General features: G+C 60.1%; 18 protein-coding genes and 4 tRNA genes. 18 read left to right on the top strand and 4 right to left on the bottom strand.

Annotated features, from left to right (window positions below; translation table 11 throughout):
- The first annotated feature begins 10 nt into the window (after positions 1–10).
- The 4 genes from menD to L1C91_RS04815 are packed head-to-tail and all read left to right on the top strand — an operon-like array spanning position 11 to position 4,134.
- Positions 11–1,795, top strand: coding sequence for a 2-succinyl-5-enolpyruvyl-6-hydroxy-3-cyclohexene-1-carboxylic-acid synthase (gene menD, locus L1C91_RS04800; RefSeq protein WP_234858277.1), 1,785 nt, complete (start codon positions 11–13; stop codon positions 1,793–1,795).
- Positions 1,792–2,253, top strand: coding sequence for a DUF3592 domain-containing protein (locus tag L1C91_RS04805; RefSeq protein ID WP_234858278.1), 462 nt, complete (start codon positions 1,792–1,794; stop codon positions 2,251–2,253). Before menD ends, L1C91_RS04805 begins: the two co-directional genes overlap by 4 nt.
- 7 nt (positions 2,254–2,260) lie before the next feature.
- On the top strand, positions 2,261–3,463 hold the full coding sequence (locus L1C91_RS04810) for a glycosyltransferase family 4 protein (RefSeq protein ID WP_234858279.1): 1,203 nt from the start codon (positions 2,261–2,263) through the stop codon (positions 3,461–3,463).
- Positions 3,445–4,134, top strand: a complete 690-nt coding sequence (locus tag L1C91_RS04815) for a demethylmenaquinone methyltransferase (protein ID WP_234858280.1) — start codon at positions 3,445–3,447, stop codon at positions 4,132–4,134. Before L1C91_RS04810 ends, L1C91_RS04815 begins: the two co-directional genes overlap by 19 nt.
- 24 nt (positions 4,135–4,158) lie before the next feature.
- Here L1C91_RS04815 and L1C91_RS04820 read toward each other — a convergent pair whose 3' ends face one another.
- Complete coding sequence (locus L1C91_RS04820; protein WP_234858434.1) at positions 4,159–5,451, bottom strand: geranylgeranyl reductase family protein; 1,293 nt, start codon at positions 5,449–5,451, stop codon at positions 4,159–4,161.
- 251 nt (positions 5,452–5,702) lie between these two features.
- Between L1C91_RS04820 and L1C91_RS04825 the strand changes: the two genes are divergently transcribed.
- The 12 genes from L1C91_RS04825 (at position 5,703) to rplL (ending at position 12,996) form a co-directional block, all read left to right on the top strand.
- A complete protein-coding gene (locus L1C91_RS04825) occupies positions 5,703–6,698 on the top strand; it encodes a polyprenyl synthetase family protein (RefSeq protein ID WP_234858281.1) in 996 nt (331 codons plus the stop codon).
- 244 nt (positions 6,699–6,942) lie between these two features.
- Positions 6,943–7,024 (top strand) — tRNA-Tyr (locus L1C91_RS04830).
- A 262-nt stretch (positions 7,025–7,286) separates the two neighbouring features.
- A tRNA-Thr gene (locus tag L1C91_RS04835) sits at positions 7,287–7,359 on the top strand.
- 60 nt (positions 7,360–7,419) lie between these two features.
- Positions 7,420–7,491, top strand: a tRNA-Met gene (locus L1C91_RS04840).
- A 207-nt stretch (positions 7,492–7,698) separates the two neighbouring features.
- Positions 7,699–7,771 (top strand) — tRNA-Trp (locus tag L1C91_RS04845).
- Between the two features lie 29 nt (positions 7,772–7,800).
- A complete protein-coding gene (gene secE, locus L1C91_RS04850; protein WP_234858282.1) occupies positions 7,801–8,139 on the top strand; it encodes a preprotein translocase subunit SecE in 339 nt (112 codons plus the stop codon).
- Positions 8,140–8,218: 79 nt separating this feature from the next.
- Positions 8,219–9,112 (top strand): transcription termination/antitermination protein NusG, encoded by an 894-nt coding sequence (gene nusG, locus L1C91_RS04855; RefSeq protein ID WP_234858283.1) that lies wholly within the window; start codon positions 8,219–8,221, stop codon positions 9,110–9,112.
- A gap of 301 nt (positions 9,113–9,413) precedes the next feature.
- Entirely contained in the window at positions 9,414–9,845 is a 432-nt protein-coding gene (gene rplK, locus L1C91_RS04860) for a 50S ribosomal protein L11 (protein ID WP_020975543.1), read from the top strand.
- 134 nt (positions 9,846–9,979) lie between these two features.
- Positions 9,980–10,687 (top strand): 50S ribosomal protein L1, encoded by a 708-nt coding sequence (gene rplA, locus L1C91_RS04865; protein WP_020975544.1) that lies wholly within the window; start codon positions 9,980–9,982, stop codon positions 10,685–10,687.
- 443 nt (positions 10,688–11,130) lie between these two features.
- Entirely contained in the window at positions 11,131–11,505 is a 375-nt protein-coding gene (locus L1C91_RS04870; RefSeq protein WP_234858284.1) for a hypothetical protein, read from the top strand.
- A 450-nt stretch (positions 11,506–11,955) separates the two neighbouring features.
- Positions 11,956–12,471, top strand: a complete 516-nt coding sequence (gene rplJ / locus L1C91_RS04875; RefSeq protein ID WP_234858285.1) for a 50S ribosomal protein L10 — start codon at positions 11,956–11,958, stop codon at positions 12,469–12,471.
- Positions 12,472–12,609: 138 nt separating this feature from the next.
- The gene (rplL, locus tag L1C91_RS04880) at positions 12,610–12,996 is read left to right on the top strand and encodes a 50S ribosomal protein L7/L12 (RefSeq protein WP_020975547.1); all 387 of its coding nucleotides are present in this window, start codon (positions 12,610–12,612) and stop codon (positions 12,994–12,996) included.
- Positions 12,997–13,135: 139 nt separating this feature from the next.
- On the opposite strand, the gene L1C91_RS04885 is transcribed toward rplL, so the two are convergent.
- From L1C91_RS04885 to L1C91_RS04895, 3 genes are all read right to left on the bottom strand, one after another.
- Entirely contained in the window at positions 13,136–13,624 is a 489-nt protein-coding gene (locus L1C91_RS04885; protein WP_234858286.1) for an OsmC family protein, read from the bottom strand.
- A 123-nt stretch (positions 13,625–13,747) separates the two neighbouring features.
- On the bottom strand, positions 13,748–14,779 hold the full coding sequence (locus L1C91_RS04890) for a permease (protein ID WP_234858287.1): 1,032 nt from the start codon (positions 14,777–14,779) through the stop codon (positions 13,748–13,750).
- Positions 14,776–15,636 carry a TIGR03943 family putative permease subunit gene (locus L1C91_RS04895; protein WP_234858288.1) on the bottom strand — a complete coding sequence of 287 codons (861 nt, stop codon included), beginning with the start codon at positions 15,634–15,636 and terminating at the stop codon, positions 14,776–14,778. Before L1C91_RS04895 ends, L1C91_RS04890 begins: the two co-directional genes overlap by 4 nt.
- A 61-nt stretch (positions 15,637–15,697) precedes the next feature.
- Between L1C91_RS04895 and L1C91_RS04900 the strand changes: the two genes are divergently transcribed.
- Positions 15,698–16,660, top strand: coding sequence for a porin PorA family protein (locus tag L1C91_RS04900; RefSeq protein ID WP_234858289.1), 963 nt, complete (start codon positions 15,698–15,700; stop codon positions 16,658–16,660).
- Between the two features lie 334 nt (positions 16,661–16,994).
- Positions 16,995–20,504: a DNA-directed RNA polymerase subunit beta gene (gene rpoB / locus L1C91_RS04905; RefSeq protein ID WP_234858435.1), complete on the top strand. Its 3,510-nt coding sequence runs from the start codon at positions 16,995–16,997 to the stop codon at positions 20,502–20,504.
- Positions 20,505–20,547 lie beyond the last annotated feature (43 nt).

Below are 20,547 nucleotides of genomic sequence, written 5' to 3' on the forward strand. Positions count from 1 at the left end.
GAGTGGGCCTATGGATTCTTGCGTTGACTTAGGCGGTACACCGGTGGCCCCTAACGGTGTGGTCCCTGACGTTGTAGTCCCTAGTGTTGTGGCGGCGGCGGTCGTGTTGGATGCTGCGGTTGCTGCTGGGGTGCGTGAGGTTGTGGTGTGCCCGGGTTCGCGTAGCGCCCCGTTGGCGTTGTGCGTGGCGCGGGATCCCCGGGTCCGCGTGCATACCCGCATCGACGAGCGTTCCGCTGCGTTTTTTGCCCTCGGCATGGCTCGGGTGACGGGGCGTCCTGCGATGGTCGTGATGACCTCTGGCACTGCCGTCGCAAACTGTCTACCTGCTGTTATTGAGGCTGCGCACGCTCACGTTCCCCTGGTGATTGCTTCAGCTGATCGCCCCGCTCGCCTGGTGGGCACGGGGGCTAGCCAAACCATTGACCAGGTGGGAATGTTCGGTGGGTTTGCCGAGTGCGTCAACGTTGTGCCCCTACCGAAGCGCATCTCTGAAGATGACGCCGCGGAATTCACGCAGGCAGTCAGCACGCTGCGCACCCAGGTGGGTCACGCCTTCGCGCAGGTTGGTCCGCAGCGCCCCTTGCAGTTAAACCTGCAATTTGATCAACCTCTCGTCGGCAGTGTTGACGCCGCGACCGCCTGGGTCCGCGAGAATCTTCCGGCCGCAGATGATGCGACGTCATCACCCAAAAACACGCGCAACCAACAGGGGAGTCACAAATGGATTGACCACGGCGAAGTGACCGTGGACCTGAGCAAACGCACCCTCGTGATCGCAGGTGACGAAGCATGGCCGGTGGAGGGGCTTGAAGACGTCCCCACCATGGCCGAGCCCACCGCACCCGCACCTTATCTGCCTATGCACCCGGGGGCCGCGCGACTGTTCCTATCGGAGCAGGTCTCCGCGGAAGGCTACGTTGTCGACACCAAACCGGAACAAGTCATCGTCGTAGGCCACCCCACGCTGCACCGCGGCGTCATGAAGCTACTCAAAGACCCCGACGTGCGGCTCATCGTGCTGTCCCGCACCAACCAACTCACTGACCCCTACCAGCGCGCCGACGCCACCGGAACACGCATAAAAACTACCGGCGAGCTGGATAAAAACTGGCTCAAAGTATGCTCCGCGGCCTCCGACCTCGCCGCAGAAACCGTGCGCACCACCCTCGAAGACGACACCCTCGGATTCACCGGACTGCACGCCGCAGCAGCCGTCGCGGACACACTCGCTGTGGGCGACACCCTCGTCCTCGGGGCCTCCAACCCCGTCCGCGACGCCAGCTTCCTAGGCCTGCCCTACGACGGAGTCTCAACCTACGCCCCCCGCGGCGCCGCCGGAATCGACGGAACCATCAGCCAAACGCTCGGCGTAGCCGCCGCGACGTCAACACTCAACCCGGAAGAACCCCGCACGCCCCGCACCGTCGCCCTCCTCGGCGACGTCACCTTCCTCCACGACGCCGGCGGACTTAACATCCCCGAGCACAGCCCCCAACCAGACAACGTCACCATCGTCGTCGCCAACGACTCCGGCTGCGGCATCTTCGAAACCCTAGAAGCAGGCGACTCCGACTACCGCGACGTCTTCGAACAAGTCTTCGCCACACCCTGCAACGTCGACATCGCCGCACTCTGCGACGCATACGACTGGGAATACATCCGCGCCGAAACCGCCCAGCAACTCCTCGACGCACTCGTCGACACCTGCGAAAAACCACGCGGCAAAGTCATCATCGAAGCAATCACCACCCGTACCACCCGACGCGAACTCGCCCACAAGGCACAACTATGAACCCCCGCGTGCGCAAAAGACTCAACCAACTGATCATGGCCCTATGGGCATTCGCCATGGTCGGCTGCCTCGGCCTCAGCGTCGGCTGCTACATCGACGACCGCACCATCGCCGCCGACCCCGGCCGAGCCCTCGCACGCGTCACCAACACCAGCGGAGCACGCACCACCGTCGACTTCCGCGACGAACAAGGCGTCTACCACTCACCCCCCAACGGACTGCTCTACCCAACAGGACTATCCGAAAACCAACTCGTCTACGTAATCTACGCAAAAAGCAACCCCGACCTCGTCAAAGTTGAAAACCGCGCCTGGACGCTATCCCTCATCCCCGCGGCGTCATTAATGCTGGCAAGCACACTCATCGCCGCCGCACTATTCGCCGCCGTCGCCTGGGCAAACACAGCACTAGTGCGCCGCGCCGAAACCGCAGCCGCCGCACGAACCCCCAAACACTAGGAGCCACATGCGAGTCGCCATCGTCGCCGAATCCTTCCTCCCCAACGTCAACGGAGTCACCAACTCCGTCCTCCGCATCCTGGAATACCTACGCGACAACGGACACGATGCCCTCGTCATCGCGCCGGGCGCCCGCGACTTCGAAGAAGAAATCCCAGAGTACGCAGGGTTTCCCATCGTCCGCGTGCCCACCATCATGGTGCCGATGATCAACTCGCTACCCATCGGCGTCCCCATGCCAGCAGTGATCAACGCGCTACGCAGCTTCCACCCCGACGTCATCCACCTAGCCAGCCCCTTCGTCCTCGGCGGCGCAGGAGCATCCGCCGCAAAACAACTAGACATCCCCTGCGTCGGCGTCTACCAAACCGACGTCGCCGGATTCGCACAAAAATACAACCTCGCGCCGCTGATCGCCATGAGCTGGGAGTGGACCAAAGCCATCCACAACAAATGCCAACTCACCCTCGCTCCCAGTAGCGCCACCATCAACACCCTCCGCAGCCACGGCATACGCAACGTCCACCAATGGGCCAGGGGAGTCGACGCCCAACGCTTCAACCCCAACAAACGCAGCCAACAACTGCGCACACAATGGAACCCCACCGGCGCACAAACAATCGTCGGATACGTCGGCAGACTCGCCGCCGAAAAAGGCGTCGAACGGCTAGCCCAGGTTGACGCACAACCCGACATGCAACTCGTCATCGTCGGCGACGGCCCCGAACGCCCCGCACTAGAAGCACTCATGCCCAACGCCGTATTCACCGGCGCCCTCGACGGCGAAGAACTCGCACAGGCCTACGCCAGCTTCGACATCTTCTGCCACACCGGAGAATTCGAAACCTTCTGCCAAACCATCCAAGAAGCCCTCGCTAGCGGCATCCCCGCCATCGGCCCCAACGCCGGCGGCCCCATCGACCTGATCAGGCCAGGCTCCCACGGAGCCCTCCTCGACGTCGACACCTATCAAGACACCGTCGTCAACACCATCCGCCAACTACGCGCACCCAACAGCTACCCAACACTGTGCCACAACGCCCGGGCCAGCATCGAAGGAAAAACCTGGGAAGCACTGTGCGAACAACTCCTCGGCTACTACCAACAAGCCATGGATTCCACCTCGCCCCGATGGCGCCGCACCATCGCCGCCCCCGTTCAACGCGTACGGCGTGCGGTAGCCTTGAGGCCGTGGCAAAAGCAACGCTAGACAAAAACCCCAAAGACGTCGCCCGCATGTTTGACGACGTCGGCAAAAACTACGACATCACCAACACCGTGCTGTCGTTCGGACAAGACAAACTGTGGCGTGCCCGCACCCGCAGCCGCCTTGACCTCAAACCGGGTGAAAAAGTCCTCGACCTTGCCGCAGGCACCGCAGTATCCACCGAAGAACTCGCAAAATCCGGCGCCTGGATCGTCGCCTGCGATTTCTCCCAAGGCATGCTCGCCGCCGGTAAAGACCGCGACGTCCCCAAAGTAGTCGGCGACGGCATGCACCTGCCCTTCGCCGACGACAGCTTCGACGCCGTCACCATCAGCTTCGGCCTCCGCAACATCCACGACTACCGGGCAGGCCTGCGCGAACTACTACGCGTCACCAAACCCGGCGGACGCATCACCGTTGCAGAATTCTCCACCCCGATCGTGCCCATCTGGTCGACGATCTACAAGGAATACCTCATGCGTGCACTACCCGCAGTCGCCCGCATCGTATCCAGCAATCCCGAGGCCTACGAATACCTAGCCGAATCCATCCGCGCATGGCCCAACCAAGAAACACTCGCCCAAGCCCTTCGGGAATGCGGCTGGGTTGACGTCGGCTGGCAAAACCTCACCTTCGGCATCACCGCACTCCACAGCGGAATCAAACCCGCCTAAAGCCGGCTAGCGTGGGCTCGGCGGCTAGTTCTGCTGTCCCCACAGCTGATCGGCTGAACCCAGACGCCGCGATAAACCGAACGCCACACCACCTGCTGTCCGCCACGCCCGCGCAACAACATCCCGGTCCTCCGGCGTCACCACATTGCCCATCAAACGCGCCGCAGTAGGCATCACCCCACTGCGCATCCCCACAGGGCCCGCAGCAGGCAAAAACCACGGCAGCGTCAACAAACGACCCAACTCGCGCGCCAAAGAAAACGCCGGCCCATAGGTAGCCCGCAGCACCCCCGGCCACAGATCCGTCAGCACCCTCCCGGGCGTATCATCCAACAACTCCACCGCAAGCCGCGCAGTCTCCAACGCATAATCAATCCCCTCGCCATTAAGCGGATTGACACACCCCGCGGCGTCACCAATCAACGCCCAATTCTTACCCGCCACATTGCTCACAGCGCCACCCATCGGCAACACCGCACTAGCAACCGCCTGCGGCTCGGAAAACTCCCACCCCTCAGCCTGCCCAACACACGACTGCCTGTAAGTATGCAGAAGCTTTTTCGTATTCACCTTCGCAGGACGCCTTGAAGTCGACAACGCCCCACAACCAAGATTCACCGAACCATCACCCAAAGGGAAAATCCATCCATAACCAGGCAAAACATCACCCGATTGCGGGTCCTTTAACTCCAAATGCGAATGGATCCACGGGTCAGAACCCAACGGCGACTCGCAATACGAACGTGCAGCAATCCCATACACATGCTCCTTATGCCACACCCGACCCAACTGCTTCGACAACGTCGAACGAGCACCATCAGCCACGATCACCCACCGCGGCTCCACCCGAAACTCCGCCCGATCACCACCCCCAACGAACGCCACCACAATACTACGCAACCTGCCATCCACCACGACAGGATCCCGAACCACAGCACCACCCAACGCACGCACACCAGGCTGCTCACACGCATGCGACGCCAACAACCAATCCAACTGCATACGCCGCATCGCCGACCCCACCGGCGCAAAACCACCCACCGGCCCCGGATCCGGCCACGGACACTCCACCGACCCACCAAAACCATGCAACATCAACCCCCGATTGCGATGACCCCCAACCCCCACAGCATCCGCAACACCCAACGCCTCCAACTCATGCATCGCCCGCGGCGTCAAACCATCCCCACAGGTCTTATCCCGAGGAAACACCGCCTGATCCACCAACAACACCTCAAACCCCCGACGCGCCGCATGAAACGCAGCAGCAGACCCCGCAGGCCCAGCCCCCACCACCAACACATCCACCCGCGCCACCTGCGACGGAAACGCAGACGCGACGTCATCATCAAGACCAAAACCAAAGGGAGAAACCACGAACCCCATTGTGCCCACAACACACCAAAGCAACAACACCCCCACCCCAACACAACAAACCAGCCTCCGAGGGTGCGCCCAACCCACCTAATCGGCTACGGTTATGGGCTAGTGACTAACCACCCGGCAGCGCACCCCACACGGGAAGCGTCGCCGGACAAACAAACCCAACCACGAGGACTACACACAACATGACCACGACCGGTGCGAAACATACCCGCAGCGCCGGGCTCGACTCTGCCATCGACACCGGAATTGCCCAGGTCGAACAGCTCCTTCGCGAGCAACTAGCACAGGGCGAAACATTCCTCAGCGACAAAGTCCAGCACCTCGCATTCGCCGGCGGAAAACGCTTCCGCCCCATGTTCGCCCTCCTCGCATCCCAATACGGCACCCGACCGGGCAATCCAGACGTCATCAAAGCCGCCGCAGTAGTCGAAATGACCCACCTGGCCACCCTCTACCACGACGACGTCATGGACGAAGCCGCCTACCGACGCGGCGTCAAAAGCGCCAACGCGCGCTGGTCAAACTCCGTAGCCATCCTCGCCGGCGATTACCTCCTCGCCCACGCATCACGCCTCATGGCCCAACTAGGCACCGACACCGTCGCACACTTCGCAGACACCTTCGGGGAGCTCGTCACCGGCCAAATGCGCGAAACCCTCGGCGCCGAAGACCGCGAGCCCATCGAGCACTACATGGACGTCATCAAAGAAAAAACCGGCGTGCTGATCGCCTCCGCGGGCTACCTCGGCAGCCTCCACGCAGGCGCCCAACCCGAACACATCGAAGCACTCCGCGGATTCGGCGCAGACATCGGAATTATCTTCCAAATCGTCGACGACATCATCGACATCTATTCCACCCCCGAAGAATCCGGCAAGACCCCCGGAACCGACCTCCGCGAAGGCGTATTCACCCTGCCAGTTCTGTACGCACTAGCTGAAGACAGCGCGGTTGGGGAAGAGCTGCGCAGGCTGCTCACCGGTCCCCTGACCAACGACGATGACGTCGCGCGCGCCCTGGATCTCCTCGCGCAATCCACCGGCCGCCAACGCGCACTCGAGCAGGTCTACGCATACCGAGATTCCGCCAACAAATGGCTGGAACAACTCCCCGCCGACGCCCCAGCCACTGGTGCGCTGCGCGAACTGATGGCGTTCACCATCGAACGCGTCGGGTAGGGCAGCGGCCTGTAGAGCCTGTAGAGCGGGGGCTTGTAGAGCACATTTGTGTGCGGCAGGGGAGCGGGGGCTTGTGGAGCAGTGCCTGTTGGGCGAGGGGTGGTGGGGAGCATTTGCGTCCGGCAGGGGAGTTAGCAGGCCTACAGAATTGCCATTTAAGCTGGTGATTTGTTCCACAGTGGGGGTGGTGTAGTAAAGTTTTCCACGCAACAAACCACGCCTTAAGGCGCAGGTTTTGTAGCTCGCCAGGTTGCCCGAGCGGCCAAAGGGAGCGGATTGTAAATCCGTCGGCTTCGCCTACGTTGGTTCGAATCCATCACCTGGCACAGGTAAAACCCCGGACGTCCATGACGCGCGGGGTTTTTGCATGCCCCGCCGGGCCTGTCTGCTGGCACGGTAGATCGGCGGCACGTTTTGTCAGTGAATCACTCACAAAATCGAGCAACAATGGCCGCACCTTGGATGCTCTACTAGAGGTCCAATAGTGCCATTGCACTGCAGATTTGTAAGAATTTGGGGTGATGGGTTAATCTTGTTCAGGCTTCAACGAGAGCGCAGCATTAAACCGCTGCATCTTGATTTGGCTGCGCCCCCTTAGCTCAGTCGGCAGAGCGTTTCCATGGTAAGGAAAAGGTCGACAGTTCGATTCTGTCAGGGGGCTCTGTTTTTTATTGATAATTGCTTCGCCCCAGGCGAGGAAGTGGTCAATAAAATTCGGTGAGGCGGTGTAGCTCAGTGGTAGAGCAAACGACTCATAATCGTTGTGTCGCGAGTTCAATTCTCGCCATCGCTACTGAGAACAGCGTAGACGCTTAAAACACACCCCAGAGCCTAAATGTTCTGGGGTTTGTTTTTTCCTACAGCTTGTTCTCTGAATAAAGTCGGCAGTCCTCAGTGCGGCTAACACACATCCTTTAGTTTGGTGTTGGTTGCCTTTCTGGTACTGTTGTCACAGTGTTCGCGAGGAACCACCCAAAACGTTGCTTCGAAGAACATGCCTAGGGGCGTAGCTCAACTGGCAGAGCAGCGGTCTCCAAAACCGCAGGTTGCAGGTTCAAGTCCTGTCGCCCCTGCAAAATTTTCTCTTAAATCTAGGAGTGTTGTGTCCGACGATCTTCAGCCTGAGAACAAGGACCTGCGTCCTTCCGGTAAGCGCCAGGTTGTTGGTGTCTCCGCGTCCGCAACAACTTCTTCAGAGGCTTACGCTGCACGACGTGCGGAAGATAACGAAGCGGAACTCGACGAGTCCGGCCGGGGAGCAGTCAAAGACTTCTTCCCTGAAGTTGTCGATGAGATGAAGCGTGTCATCTGGCCGACCGGTCGCCAGATGGTCAACTACACCGCAATCGTGTTGGCTTTTTTGATCGTCTTGTCCGCAATCGTTGCTGGCGTTGACTTCCTTGCCGGCCTGGGGGTTGAGAAAGTCCTCATTCGCGAGTAGTCTTAATCGCAGTATTCGTTTTATCCCGCTTCCCGCACCTGGGTAGGCGGGATAAATTTTTGACATGTGGAGTGTTTTTATGACTGACAACAACCAACCCGACTTCCAAACCGCTCAAGAATCCGACCTGGAAATCGTCAATGATGACGCCGTCGATGCAGTGACCGAAGCAGCAGCTGAGGTCGCAGAGGGCATCGCCGATGCGGGTGGGGATGTTGACGCAGCCATCGCTGTAGCTGAAGCAGAAGCAACCGAGGTGCCTGCAGACGCGGACAAGGCCGAGGCGGACTCCGCTGAAGCGACTCCGGAGGATGCAGACGAAGCTGCTATCGCTGAGTACAAGACCCGGCTGCGTGCCTTCATCCGTGATCTGAAGAAGCTCCCCGGCGAGTGGTACATCATTCAGTGCTACTCCGGTTACGAGAACAAGGTTAAAACCAACCTTGATATGCGCGCCCAGACCCTCGAGGTCGACGACGCTATTTACGACGTGGTCGTGCCGATCGAGGAAGTCACCGAGATCCGCGACGGCAAGCGCAAGCTGGTCAAGCGTAAGCTCCTGCCTGGTTACGTCCTCGTCCGCATGGACATGAACGACCGCGCATGGTCCGTCGTCCGCGACACTCCGAACGTGACCTCCTTCGTCGGTAACGAGGGCCATCCCACCCCGGTGAAGCACCGTGACATCGCGAAGTTCCTCATGCCGCAGGAAAACACCACTGTCGAAGGCGAAGAGACCAACGCCACCGGCGAAAAGGTTGTGGCAGCTCCAATGACCTCCGCACCGAAGCCGGCAGAGTCCGACTACCAGGTTGGCGAAGCCGTCACCATCCTCACCGGCGCGTTCGCTTCCGTTTCTGCAACCATCTCTGAGATCGATGCCGAAAACGGCAAGGTCAAGGCCCTCGTGTCCATCTTCGGCCGCGAAACCCCGGTCGACTTGACCTTCGACCAGATCGAAAAAATCATGTAACACCCCCGCGACGTCATGACGCCGCGTTGAACACGACGCACAGCACAACGCATCGCGCAGCGCATTATCTCAAGTAGTGCGCACACAGCCGCCGGTTTTCATAAGCCAGCGGCTGTTGCTATGCTGGTAGATCGTGTCTGCAAACTGCGGGCGCAACCGCGCGAAAACCTTTCGCGCCGCAATTTTAAACGTGCACAATATGTGTCCCCGGTGGCTGGCTAAACCCGGCATCCGGACGGAAACCACCAGGTAGGCCAATCGAGCCTGGTGGTCACCCGTTAACAAGGAAGAAGGTAATTCGATGGCTCCGAAGAAGAAGGTCACTGGCCTTATCAAACTGCAGATCCAGGCTGGTCAGGCAAACCCGGCTCCGCCGGTCGGCCCCGCACTGGGTGCCCATGGTGTCAACATCATGGAATTCTGCAAGGCGTACAACGCTGCGACTGAAAACCAGCGCGGTAACGTCGTCCCGGTTGAAATCACCGTCTACGAAGACCGTTCCTTCGACTTCAAGCTGAAAACCCCTCCGGCAGCTAAGCTGCTGCTGAAGGCCGCTGGCCTGCAGAAGGGCTCCGGCGTCCCCCACACCCAGAAGGTGGGCAAGGTCACCATGGCTCAGGTCAAGGAGATCGCCGAGACCAAGAAGGAAGACCTCAACGCCAACGACATCGAGGCTGCTGCCAAGATCATCGCCGGCACCGCTCGTTCCATGGGCATCGAGGTCGAGGGCTAAAACCCTCACCATTTATGACGCCGCGGGCGCCTGTGTGATCAGGTAAACGCGACGTCATCACTAAAAAATATTTTGTGGAAGGGTCGGCTCCGGCCCGCACAACCACACAATCCGAATCGAAAGAGGATTTTAAAATGGGCAAGCGCTCTAAGGCATACCGCGCCGCCGCCGAAAAGATCGACGCCGGCCGCCTGTACACCCCCCTGAAGGCCGCTGAGGTCGTCAAGGAAACCAGCTCCAAGAACTACGACGCTACCGTTGACGTTGCAATGCGTCTCGGCGTTGACCCCCGCAAGGCTGACCAGCTGGTTCGTGGCACCGTCTCCCTGCCTAACGGCACCGGTAAGACCGTCCGCGTCATCGTTTTCGCCGCTGGCGAGAAGGCAACCGAGGCTGAGGCTGCTGGCGCTGACGTTGTTGGCTCCGAGGACCTGATCGAGAAGATCCAGGGCGGCTGGACCGACTTCGACGCTGCTATCGCAACCCCCGATCAGATGGCCAAGGTTGGTCGCGTGGCTCGCGTGCTCGGCCCCCGTGGTTTGATGCCGAACCCCAAGACCGGCACCGTCACCACCGACGTTGCTAAGGCTGTTGCTGACATCAAGGGCGGTAAGATCTCCTTCCGCGTTGACAAGGCTTCCAACCTGCACGCTGTTCTGGGCAAGGCTTCCTTCACCGCTGAGCAGCTCGCTGAGAACTACGCAGCACTGTACGAAGAGGTCATGCGCTTGAAGCCCTCTTCTGCAAAGGGCACCTACCTGAAGAAGATCACCCTGGCCTCCACCAATGGCCCTGGTGTTCCGGTTGACCCGAGCATTTCCAAGAACTTCACCGCAGAGTAAAACACTGCGCTGAGCGTTTTTCCGAAGCCTCTGCTGGCCGTTATGGCTGGTGGGGGCTTTTTGCTTTTGCGACGGGAGGATGCTTTAAGAATGTGAAGCAGCGCCGCCAACTAGTTCAATATGTGCACTGATCCTTGCAGATTGTGGTTTTCGGTCTGCGTTTTCCAGGTCGCGTTTTGTGGAGGTGCAAATCTGCAAGGCTCGGTGCACTTAACCGGCTAAGCACCCGCCTCCACGCAACTTCACCCAGGCAACCTCATCGAAGAATCCTAGACTCCGGCGGCAGCTGCGTTGCTAGGATCGGGTGGCATGAAAATTGCCGTATTGTCTCCAAGTTTCGCGGCCCCGGGCGCTTTCCCTGACATTCACGAACAGGCTATGCGCAGGCTCTGTGACCTGGGATTCGAGCCCGTCGAGTATCCCACCACCCGCCAGCTGGGTGCTTGCCGGAGCTGGAGTCTCTGCGTGGGCACATCATTTTGTTGGAGGCTGCTGAGTCGCTTACTCCGCCCGATCAGATTATGCGGCGTGTTCGCGCGTTGGGCGAGTGGGGGATTTATGACGTCGCGTCGGCTGTTGTTGTCGCATCACCCCCGGTGAGCAGCCTGGAAGTGGTTCCGAGCGAGCAGCAACAGGATGCTGATTGGCAGGCGCAGTGCGACGTCATTTTTGAGCAGTTGGAGTACTACAATCCTGCGCTGCCTGCGGTGTTTGGTGTGCCTTTTGGTCATACCCGGCCGCAGTGGGTACTGCCTTATGGTGGGCAGCTGACCGTCGATAGCGAGAGTCGGAAGATCTGGGCGGACTATTCGTGCTAGGGGCACAAGACGTACAAAAAACCGGCAGATTTGCATCTTTGAAAAGCTCGACCTGGGGTTTTAGGGGTGGTCTATGCAAATCTGCCGGTTTTTTGTACGCGGAGGTGGGGCGGGGCTGACGTGAGCCGGTTGAGTAGGAGGCTAGAGGGGGCCGGTTGGGAGCGCAAGGCGCGTGATTTGCTTTATTGACGCGGCGTCATTATCCTTGCTCAGGAACTTAAATAGGCGGGTAACCGTCATGCTTTAGGTTTCACCGAAGACCGTCGGTCAGCCGCAAGGCTCGAAGGAATCCCAACAAAGGATCGGCCCACGCAGGAGGACTTGGAAGCGAAAACCCTCAAAGGTTGGATGCGCCCTGTGCTCTTGCACGGGGCTTTTGTTATGCAGACATATTTTGCGCATAAGCCTCGGCGGAAAACATATATGACCATTGAGGAAGGAGGCGAAGTAATGGCAAACGCAAAGAACACCGCTGCAGTGGCTGAGCTGAAGAACCGTTTCGAGGAATCGAACTCTGTCGTGCTCACCGAGTACCGTGGCCTGTCTGTTGCACAGACCACCGAGCTGCGTCGTGCACTTGGTGCTGATGTCCAGTACTCCGTCGCCAAGAACACCATGATCAAGCTGGCCGCTAAAGAGGCTGGCGTTGAAGGTCTTGATGATCTCCTTACCGGACCCACCGCTGTTGCCTTTATCAAGGGCGAGGCTGTTGACGCAGCTAAGGCGCTGAAGAAGTTCGGCAAGGACAACAAGGCATTCGTGGTCAAGGGTGGCTACATGGACGGCAACGCTCTGAGCGCAGCTCAGGTCGACGCCATCGCCGAGCTTGATAACCGCGAGACCACTCTCGCAAAGCTTGCTGGCGCCATGCAGGGCAACTTGGCAAAGGCCGCTGGCCTGTTCAACGCTCCCGCTTCTCAGATCGCACGCCTCGGCGCTGCTCTGCAGGAGAAGAAGGACGCCTAAAGGCTTTTGTTGCGCGCCCCGGTGGCGTGTGGCTAGAGTTTCTACACCTTTATAACCATCACTTCGCGGCCTGACGCGAAACCACTGTTCACATGTTCGGTGGTGTTGGGCCAGATAATTTTTGAAAGGACTGCCACCATGGCTAAGTTCACCAACGACGAGCTCATCGAAGCTTTCAAGGAAATGACCCTCATCGAGCTCTCTGAGTTCGTCAAGCTGTTCGAGGAGACCTTCGAGGTCACCGCTGCTGCTCCGGTTGCTGTTGCAGCTGCAGGCGCTCCCGCTGCTGGCGGCGACGCTGCTGAAGAGAAGAGCGAGTTCGACGTCGTTCTCGAGGACGCTGGCGCTAAGAAGATCGGCGTTATCAAGGCTGTCCGCGAGATCGTTTCCGGCCTGGGCCTGAAGGAAGCTAAGGAGCTCGTTGAGGGCGCACCGAAGGCTATCCTCGAGGGTGCTAACAAGGACGACGCTGAGGCTGCCAAGACCAAGCTCGAAGAGGCTGGCGCAAAGGTTACCCTCAAGTAATTCTTGCAGGTGCGCAGCATAGCGCGCCATATGCTTGAAGCCGCGGTCACCGTATGGTGGTCGCGGCTTTTGCTATGTCTGGGGGCTTGTGGCTCCCCCCGTGGGGTATGACGCCGCGGGGGTTTATGTGCCGGTGGGGTTACGGTGTTTCGCGGGTCTCGATGTGGATGTCGCGTTCTAGTAGCCGGTGGACGGGGCATTTGTTTGCGATTTCTAGCAGTTTTGCCCGTTGTTGTGCGTCGAGTGCGGGGTCGAAGGTGATGTCTCGGTGGAAGGTGGTGGTGTCGCCTTCGGATGTGACGTCGACGTGTACTTCGGTGTTTCCGATGTTGTAGCCTTTGCGGCGGGCGTACATTCCCATGGTCATGTGGGTGCAGCCGGCGAGTCCGGCGAGGACCATGTGGAAGGGGTTGGGGCCGAGGTCTTTTGCGCCGGGGACGGACGTGGGTTCGTCGAGGAGCCAGGTGTGGGTGGCGTTGGCGATGGTGGTTGCGAAGTCGGAGCCTTGTGCTTGTTGTGGGGTGGGGGTGCTGGCGGTGACGCCGTTTGCGGGGTGTTGTGGGGTGTTGACGTCGTTGGGTTGGGTGTTGACGTCGCGGGTAGGGATCTCAATGTTTTTTGTGGACATGTCCTTTGTAACGCGTTTGCTTGTTTCAGAATTCCCCACCCACCGGCCTGGGTAGATGATGAAGGGACGTTGCGGTGATAGGTGGGGGTAACCTTCTCTCGGTGTTGTTGACCTAAAACCACACTAGAGGCCGCCAAAAAACACGACGCCCACCACGCATGCTGACGCTATTGCACTAAGCAAGACTACCGGAACGAAACGCAGCACAAACCCCCGACCGAACGCCCCCAACTGCATAGCAATCAACTTGAAATCCACCATCGGCCCCACAACCAAAAACACCAATTGTGCGGTGGGGGACACCGCTGTAAACGACGCCGCCACAAACGCATCGGCCTCCGAACACAGCGACAGTACGATCGCCAACACAACCATCACAGCTATCAACAACCACGGGGTGTCCGCGAGCCCCAAAAACCACTGTGCTGCAACAATGATCTTCACTGCAGCGGCCAGCGCAGCCCCCACCACCAGATAGCTGGCAGCTGGGAAGAAATCAGCCAGCGCTGCATCCCTAAACACCTCCCCCCGCGCCACCGCAGTGGCGGCGCAAGGCTTGCTTGGGGTGCACTCCCCAAGACGCTCATCATGCTCAGCTAGGGTGCTGTTATCACCCACAATCAACCACAACCACCCCGCACACAACACCGCCACAACAGCGGCCGCAAACCGGGCCCACGCCATCTGCGGCAAACCATAAAACGCCACCGCAGTAGACACAATAACCACCGGATTCAGCGACGGAGACGCCAACAGAAAAGACAACGCCGCAGCCGGAGACACCCCCCTGCGCATCAAAGAAGCAGCCACCGGAACAGAAGAACACTCACACCCCGGCAACGCCACCCCCGCAGCACCCGCAGCGGGAACTGCCCAGAAGGGGTTACGCGGCGTCATTCTGCCTAAAAAACTCGCCGGAACAAACGTCGCAATCGACGCCGACACCAACACGCCCAACACCAAAAACGGCAACGCCTGCACACAGATCGCCACCCATAACGAGCCCCACGCCTGCAGCCTGCCGGGCAGGGCGAACAGGGGAGAGTGAAACTGCGACACCGTGATCGCCAAAAAAGCTGCCCACAACACGATGCCGACGCTCGAACGGCGCGGGGAAGCCGCAGACCTGGACGGTGAATCTAACGGCGCGCTCATAGATAGGGGTCCTTCGGGGTGTCAATCGCGCGAACAGTTGAAGCATCGATAGTGGGAAACAGTGGAGTCGGCGTGCCAGGGGGAGCATCAGGCGGCAGAACCACCCCTGTGACCTGCACCCACTGATCCTCCTGCGGTAGAGCGGCGGACCCGCCCCGGGCATTGCCAGCAGTGCTGGGAATGCGCACCGCGACGGTATAGGGCACGGCGTCTGCCGCACAACAATAAATCTTGTAGCGGCTTACTAACACTTCCGTCGCACCATCGGCCGGCTGCTCGGAAGTATCCTGCCCGTCGACCCCACGCGAACCACGCTCACGTGGATAAGACACGAACCCTTCGAAACGCACCTGGTGACCATCCAAACTGTGCGCATCACCAAAAACGTAACGGTCCTGGATGTCCTCCAGCGTCACCTCATTGAGCCCATCGCCCAGCGGCGGAAAAGAGTGCGGCGTGTTTCGCACAAAAGAACGGTGAGGCCCACCCCCAACACTCCCAGCGCCAGAATCGCCCGCCGCAAGCACACCATTGTGCCCCAGCGACCCAGCCCCCAACGCGCCGGGCGCAGCCAACGCCAACAGCACCGCAGGCGACAGCAACACGCACGTTGATAAAAGATCACGACGCCGCGATACTCCCCACCGGTGCGCACCATCACCGCCTAGGCGAGTCCAGAGTGCCCACAGGGACGAAATAACAATCAACGCAGAAGCCAAGCCGACAAACGGCAACCAAAAACCCTGCACATAGGCCGCGGCGCGCCCAGAGATAGCCAGAATGAGGCAGCTGAACCCCAACAGCGCGCAGGCCACTAACTGGGTCGTGGACAGCCGGTGATCATGATCGTGCTGCACCCACGGGCCTCCTCGTCGTCGAACGTTTCTGACGGCCAGCATAGTCAGTATGATTGCGGGCATGTCCGCACGCCCACGCCGCACAGCAGCAACCGCCACAACCATCTTCTTGGGGGCAGGTTTGGCCGTCGGTTCCCTGGTCTATCCGACCATCGCACCAAACCCCACCGGCATTGATGCAGGCTCCGGGCCGTGGACCATCACCATCACCGATGACGCCGCGGGGCTCACTGAACAACAGCACGTCGAGTTTCCCGGGCCCAATGGTGACTTCGGCCCGCAAGGGCAGCAGGTGCTTACCGCTCGTCTGGGCATCACCACCATCGCCGAACCGAACGCTGGCAGTGCCGGTAGTGCGGACAGTGAGGGGAGTGCTGGTGGCGATGATGGCTTTGAGGGGCTCATCGACGCCACCGTTATGGCCGCAGAATTCACCCCCGCCACCGGGGAGCTCACAAGCCCCGTCACCGTTTCGCGGACCCTCGGCATGCCCACCCAGCAAATCACGCCCCCTCAAGGTGCTCTATGGTTGACCTTCCCCGAGCGCGCCCAGGCCGACAGCTACACCGTCTTCGACCCCATCAGCATGAAAACCGGCGAAGCCACCCGGCTCGAATCCTCCCCCAACAATGGCACCACAGATAATGACGCCGCTGGGCTTCAGGCGCGCGCCGACAGTTACGGACGCGACGTCATTACCTACAGGCAAAACTTAGGGAAAGATGGCAATGGACAGGACTTTTATGTAGATTATGTCGTCGACCAAGACAGTGGGGTAGTGCTGGACCGAGCCGAAAGGCGCCCCATGCCTGATGGCCGTGACGGCGTGTTTCAGGGCCGAGCGACGCAGAAGAGCGTGGATGCGATGATCGCCTACGTCGACGCACTGCCGAACCCAGCAGTCCGCACATGGGCTGTGCGTGTCGCGGGTGTCGTTGGTGGTCTACTGCTTTTAGTTGGGGTAGGGTTAGCGCTCACGCAGACACGGCGTGGACGTACAGCAAGAACCACACCAAAGAAGTGATAAGATTCACACTTTACATTTGCCGCTGGATCCTATAGGCTTAACCGTTGCGCTGGGATTAGTTGAAGGCGCATGTATAAGGAAAAGCCCCTGCTACGCAGTGAAAACCGTGCAGCAGAGCATAAAAACAGGCCTTGCAAACAAACCGAAAAAACCGGTTTGACAAGGCCATTTAGTGCTATCTGGGCGCGACATAAGCATCGTGTGCACACAGTGCGCACCCCGACGTCAACACCTTATAACTGCCCGCAACTAAACCCACTAAGCAGACAGATATATCTATAACCAATTCAGCGGATGCGGTGGTCATATGGCGGACCATCGGCCGCGTGAGGTGCTGGAAGGACGCATCTTGGCAGTCTCCCGCCAGACCAAGACAGACACGTCAATGGCCGAAATTCCCGGGGCTCCCGAACGTTACTCGTTCGCGAAGATCACCGAACCAATCGAGGTCCCAGGTCTACTCGACCTGCAACTCGACTCATTTGCCTGGCTCGTCGGCACGCCCGAGTGGCGCGAGCGCACCCAGGCCGAAATCGGAGAGGGCAACCGCGTAACCAGCGGCCTCGAGGACATCCTCGAAGAACTCTCCCCAATCCAGGACTACTCCGGGACCATGTCCCTGTCCCTGTCCGAGCCTCGCTTCGAAGAAGTCAAAAACTCCATCGACGAGTGCAAAGACAAAGACATCAACTACTCCGCGCCGCTCTACGTGACCGCAGAGTTCATCAACAACGAAACCCAGGAGATCAAGTCCCAGACCGTCTTCATCGGCGACTTCCCGATGATGACCGACAAGGGCACCTTCATCGTCAACGGCACCGAACGTGTCGTCGTCTCCCAGCTGGTGCGTTCCCCCGGTGTCTACTTCGATCAGACGATCGACAAGTCCACCGAACGCCCCCTGCACTCCGTGAAGGTCATCCCCTCCCGCGGCGCATGGCTCGAATTTGACGTCGACAAGCGCGACACCGTCGGTGTCCGCATCGACCGCAAACGCCGCCAGCCCGTCACCGTCCTGCTCAAGGCCCTTGGATGGACCGCCGAGCAGATCACCGAGCGCTTCGGCTTCTCCGAAATCATGATGACCACCCTCGAAAACGACGGCGTGGCCAACACTGACGAAGCCCTCCTCGAGATCTACCGCAAGCAGCGCCCGGGCGAACAGCCCACCCGCGACCTTGCACAGTCCCTCCTGGACAACAGCTTCTTCCGCACCAAGCGCTACGACCTCGCCAAGGTGGGCCGCTACAAGGTCAACCGCAAGCTCGGCCTCGGCGGCGACCACGAGGGCCTCATGACCCTCACCGAAGAAGACATCGCCACCACCCTGGAATACCTCGTGCGCCTGCACGCTGGTGAAACCCAGATGACCTCGCCCAACGGCACCGTCATCCCCGTGGAAACCGACGACATTGACCACTTCGGCAACCGTCGTCTGCGCACCGTCGGCGAACTCATCCAGAACCAGGTCCGCGTCGGCCTGTCCCGCATGGAGCGTGTCGTCCGCGAACGCATGACCACCCAGGACGCCGAATCGATCACGCCTACCTCCTTGATCAACGTGCGCCCCGTGTCTGCGGCCATCCGCGAGTTCTTCGGAACCTCCCAGATGTCCCAGTTCATGGACCAGAACAACTCTCTGTCTGGCCTGACCAACAAGCGTCGTTTGTCTGCCCTCGGCCCCGGCGGCCTCTCCCGCGAACGTGCGGGCATCGAGGTCCGCGACGTCCACCCGTCTCACTACGGCCGCATGTGCCCCATTGAGACCCCCGAAGGCCCCAACATCGGCCTGATCGGCTCCCTGTCGTGCTACGCCCGCGTTAACTCCTTCGGTTTCATCGAAACCCCTTACCGCAAGATCGTTGACGGTCACATCACCGACGAGGTTCACTACCTCACCGCTGATGAAGAAGACCGCTACGTCGTCGCGCAGGCTAACACCCCGCACGACAAAGACGGCAAGATCACCGAAGAACGCGTCGTCGTCCGCACCAAGGGCGGAAACATCGAGGTCGTTGGCCCCGAAGCCATCGAATACATGGACGTCTCCCCGCGCCAGATGGTCTCCGTCGCAACCGCGATGATTCCCTTCCTCGAGCACGACGATGCAAACCGTGCCCTCATGGGTGCCAACATGCAGCGTCAGGCCGTGCCGCTCGTCCGCTCCGAAGCCCCTCTGGTTGGTACCGGCATGGAGCTCCGCGCAGCCTACGACGCCGGCGACACAATCATCAACGCCAAGGGTGGCGTTGTCGAAAACGTCTGCGCCGACTACATCACCGTCATGGCTGATGACGGCACCCGCGACACCTACATGCTGCGCAAATTCCAGCGCACCAACCAGGGCACCTGCTACAACCAGAAGCCCCTCGTTGACATGGGTCAGCGCGTCGAAGCCGGCCAGGTCATCGCCGACGGCCCCGGCACCGACAACGGTGAAATGGCCCTCGGCCGTAACCTCCTCGTGGCATTCATGCCCTGGGAAGGCCACAACTACGAGGACGCCATCATCTTGAACCAGCGTCTGGTTGAAGAAGACATCCTCACCTCCATCCACATTGAGGAACACGAAATTGACGCCCGCGACACCAAGCTCGGTGCCGAGGAAATCACCCGTGAAATCCCCAACGTGAGCGAAGACGTCCTCAAGGACCTCGACGAGCGCGGCATCGTCCGCATCGGCGCCGACGTCCGCGACGGCGACATCCTCGTCGGTAAGGTCACCCCGAAGGGTGAAACCGAGCTGACCCCCGAAGAGCGCCTCCTGCGCGCCATCTTCGGCGAAAAGGCACGCGAAGTGCGCGACACCTCCATGAAGGTGCCCCACGGCGAAACCGGTAAGGTCATCTCCGTCCGCCGCTTCTCCCGCGAAGAAGACGACGATCTCGCCCCCGGCGTCAACGAAATGATCCGCGTCTACGTCGCCCAGAAGCGCAAGATCCAGGACGGCGACAAGCTCGCTGGACGCCACGGCAACAAGGGCGTCGTCGGCAAGATCCTTCCCGCCGAAGACATGCCCTTCCTACCCGACGGCACCCCCGTTGACATCATCCTCAACACCCACGGTGTGCCCCGTCGTATGAACATCGGCCAGGTCCTCGAAGTTCACCTCGGTTGGCTCGCAGCCGCCGGCTGGAACATCGACATCAACAACCCGGAGAACAAGGAACTCATGGAGATGCTCCCCGAGGAGCTCTACGACGTTCCCGCTGGCTCGCTCACCGCGACCCCCGTGTTCGACGGCGCATCCAACGCAGAGCTCGCCGGCCTGCTGGCAAACTCCCGCCCCAACCGCGACGGCGACGTCATGGTCGATGGCGATGGCAAGGCCCAGCTGATCGACGGCCGCTCCGGCGAACCCTTCCCGTACCCAGTGTCTGTCGGCTACATGTACATGCTGAAGCTGCACCACCTGGTCGACGAGAAGATCCACGCCCGCTCCACCGGCCCCTACTCCATGATCACCCAGCAGCCGCTCGGTGGTAAGGCACAGTTCGGTGGCCAGCGCTTCGGCGAAATGGAGGTGTGGGCAATGCAGGCATACGGTGCTGCCTACACCCTGCAGGAACTGTTGACCATCAAGTCCGACGACGTCGTCGGCCGCGTGAAGGTCTACGAAGCCATCGTCAAGGGCGAAAACATCCCGGATCCGGGCATCCCGGAATCCTTCAAGGTGTTGCTCAAGGAGCTGCAGTCGCTCTGCCTCAATGTTGAGGTCCTCGCAGCAGATGGCACCCCCATGGAACTCGGTGGTTCTGACGACGACGAGTACGACGCCGCAGGTGCAACCCTCGGCATCAACCTCTCTCGCGACGAACGCTCGGATGCAGACTCCGCCTAAACGTTTGCGACCCACAAGTTCTTAAGTAACAAAATGAACCCCC

It is taken from the genome of Corynebacterium argentoratense (assembly GCF_021491455.1).
GTDB classification, from domain to species: Bacteria; Actinomycetota; Actinomycetes; order Mycobacteriales; family Mycobacteriaceae; genus Corynebacterium; species Corynebacterium argentoratense_A.

Excerpts from the sequence above, each read along its gene's own strand:
- L1C91_RS04900 (WP_234858289.1), top strand. The coding sequence starts at position 15,698 with ATGTCCGCACGCCCACGCCGCACAGCAGCAACCGCCACAACCATCTTC.
- L1C91_RS04810 (WP_234858279.1), top strand. The coding sequence starts at position 2,261 with ATGCGAGTCGCCATCGTCGCCGAATCCTTCCTCCCCAACGTCAACGGA.
- menD (WP_234858277.1), top strand. The coding sequence starts at position 11 with ATGGATTCTTGCGTTGACTTAGGCGGTACACCGGTGGCCCCTAACGGT.
- L1C91_RS04805 (WP_234858278.1), top strand. The coding sequence starts at position 1,792 with ATGAACCCCCGCGTGCGCAAAAGACTCAACCAACTGATCATGGCCCTA.
- rplA (WP_020975544.1), top strand. The coding sequence starts at position 9,980 with ATGGGCAAGCGCTCTAAGGCATACCGCGCCGCCGCCGAAAAGATCGAC.
- rplL (WP_020975547.1), top strand. The coding sequence starts at position 12,610 with ATGGCTAAGTTCACCAACGACGAGCTCATCGAAGCTTTCAAGGAAATG.
- rplK (WP_020975543.1), top strand. The coding sequence starts at position 9,414 with ATGGCTCCGAAGAAGAAGGTCACTGGCCTTATCAAACTGCAGATCCAG.
- L1C91_RS04825 (WP_234858281.1), top strand. The coding sequence starts at position 5,703 with ATGACCACGACCGGTGCGAAACATACCCGCAGCGCCGGGCTCGACTCT.
- L1C91_RS04885 (WP_234858286.1), bottom strand. The coding sequence starts at position 13,624 with ATGTCCACAAAAAACATTGAGATCCCTACCCGCGACGTCAACACCCAA.
- rplJ (WP_234858285.1), top strand. The coding sequence starts at position 11,956 with ATGGCAAACGCAAAGAACACCGCTGCAGTGGCTGAGCTGAAGAACCGT.
- nusG (WP_234858283.1), top strand. The coding sequence starts at position 8,219 with ATGACTGACAACAACCAACCCGACTTCCAAACCGCTCAAGAATCCGAC.
- L1C91_RS04890 (WP_234858287.1), bottom strand. The coding sequence starts at position 14,779 with ATGAGCGCGCCGTTAGATTCACCGTCCAGGTCTGCGGCTTCCCCGCGC.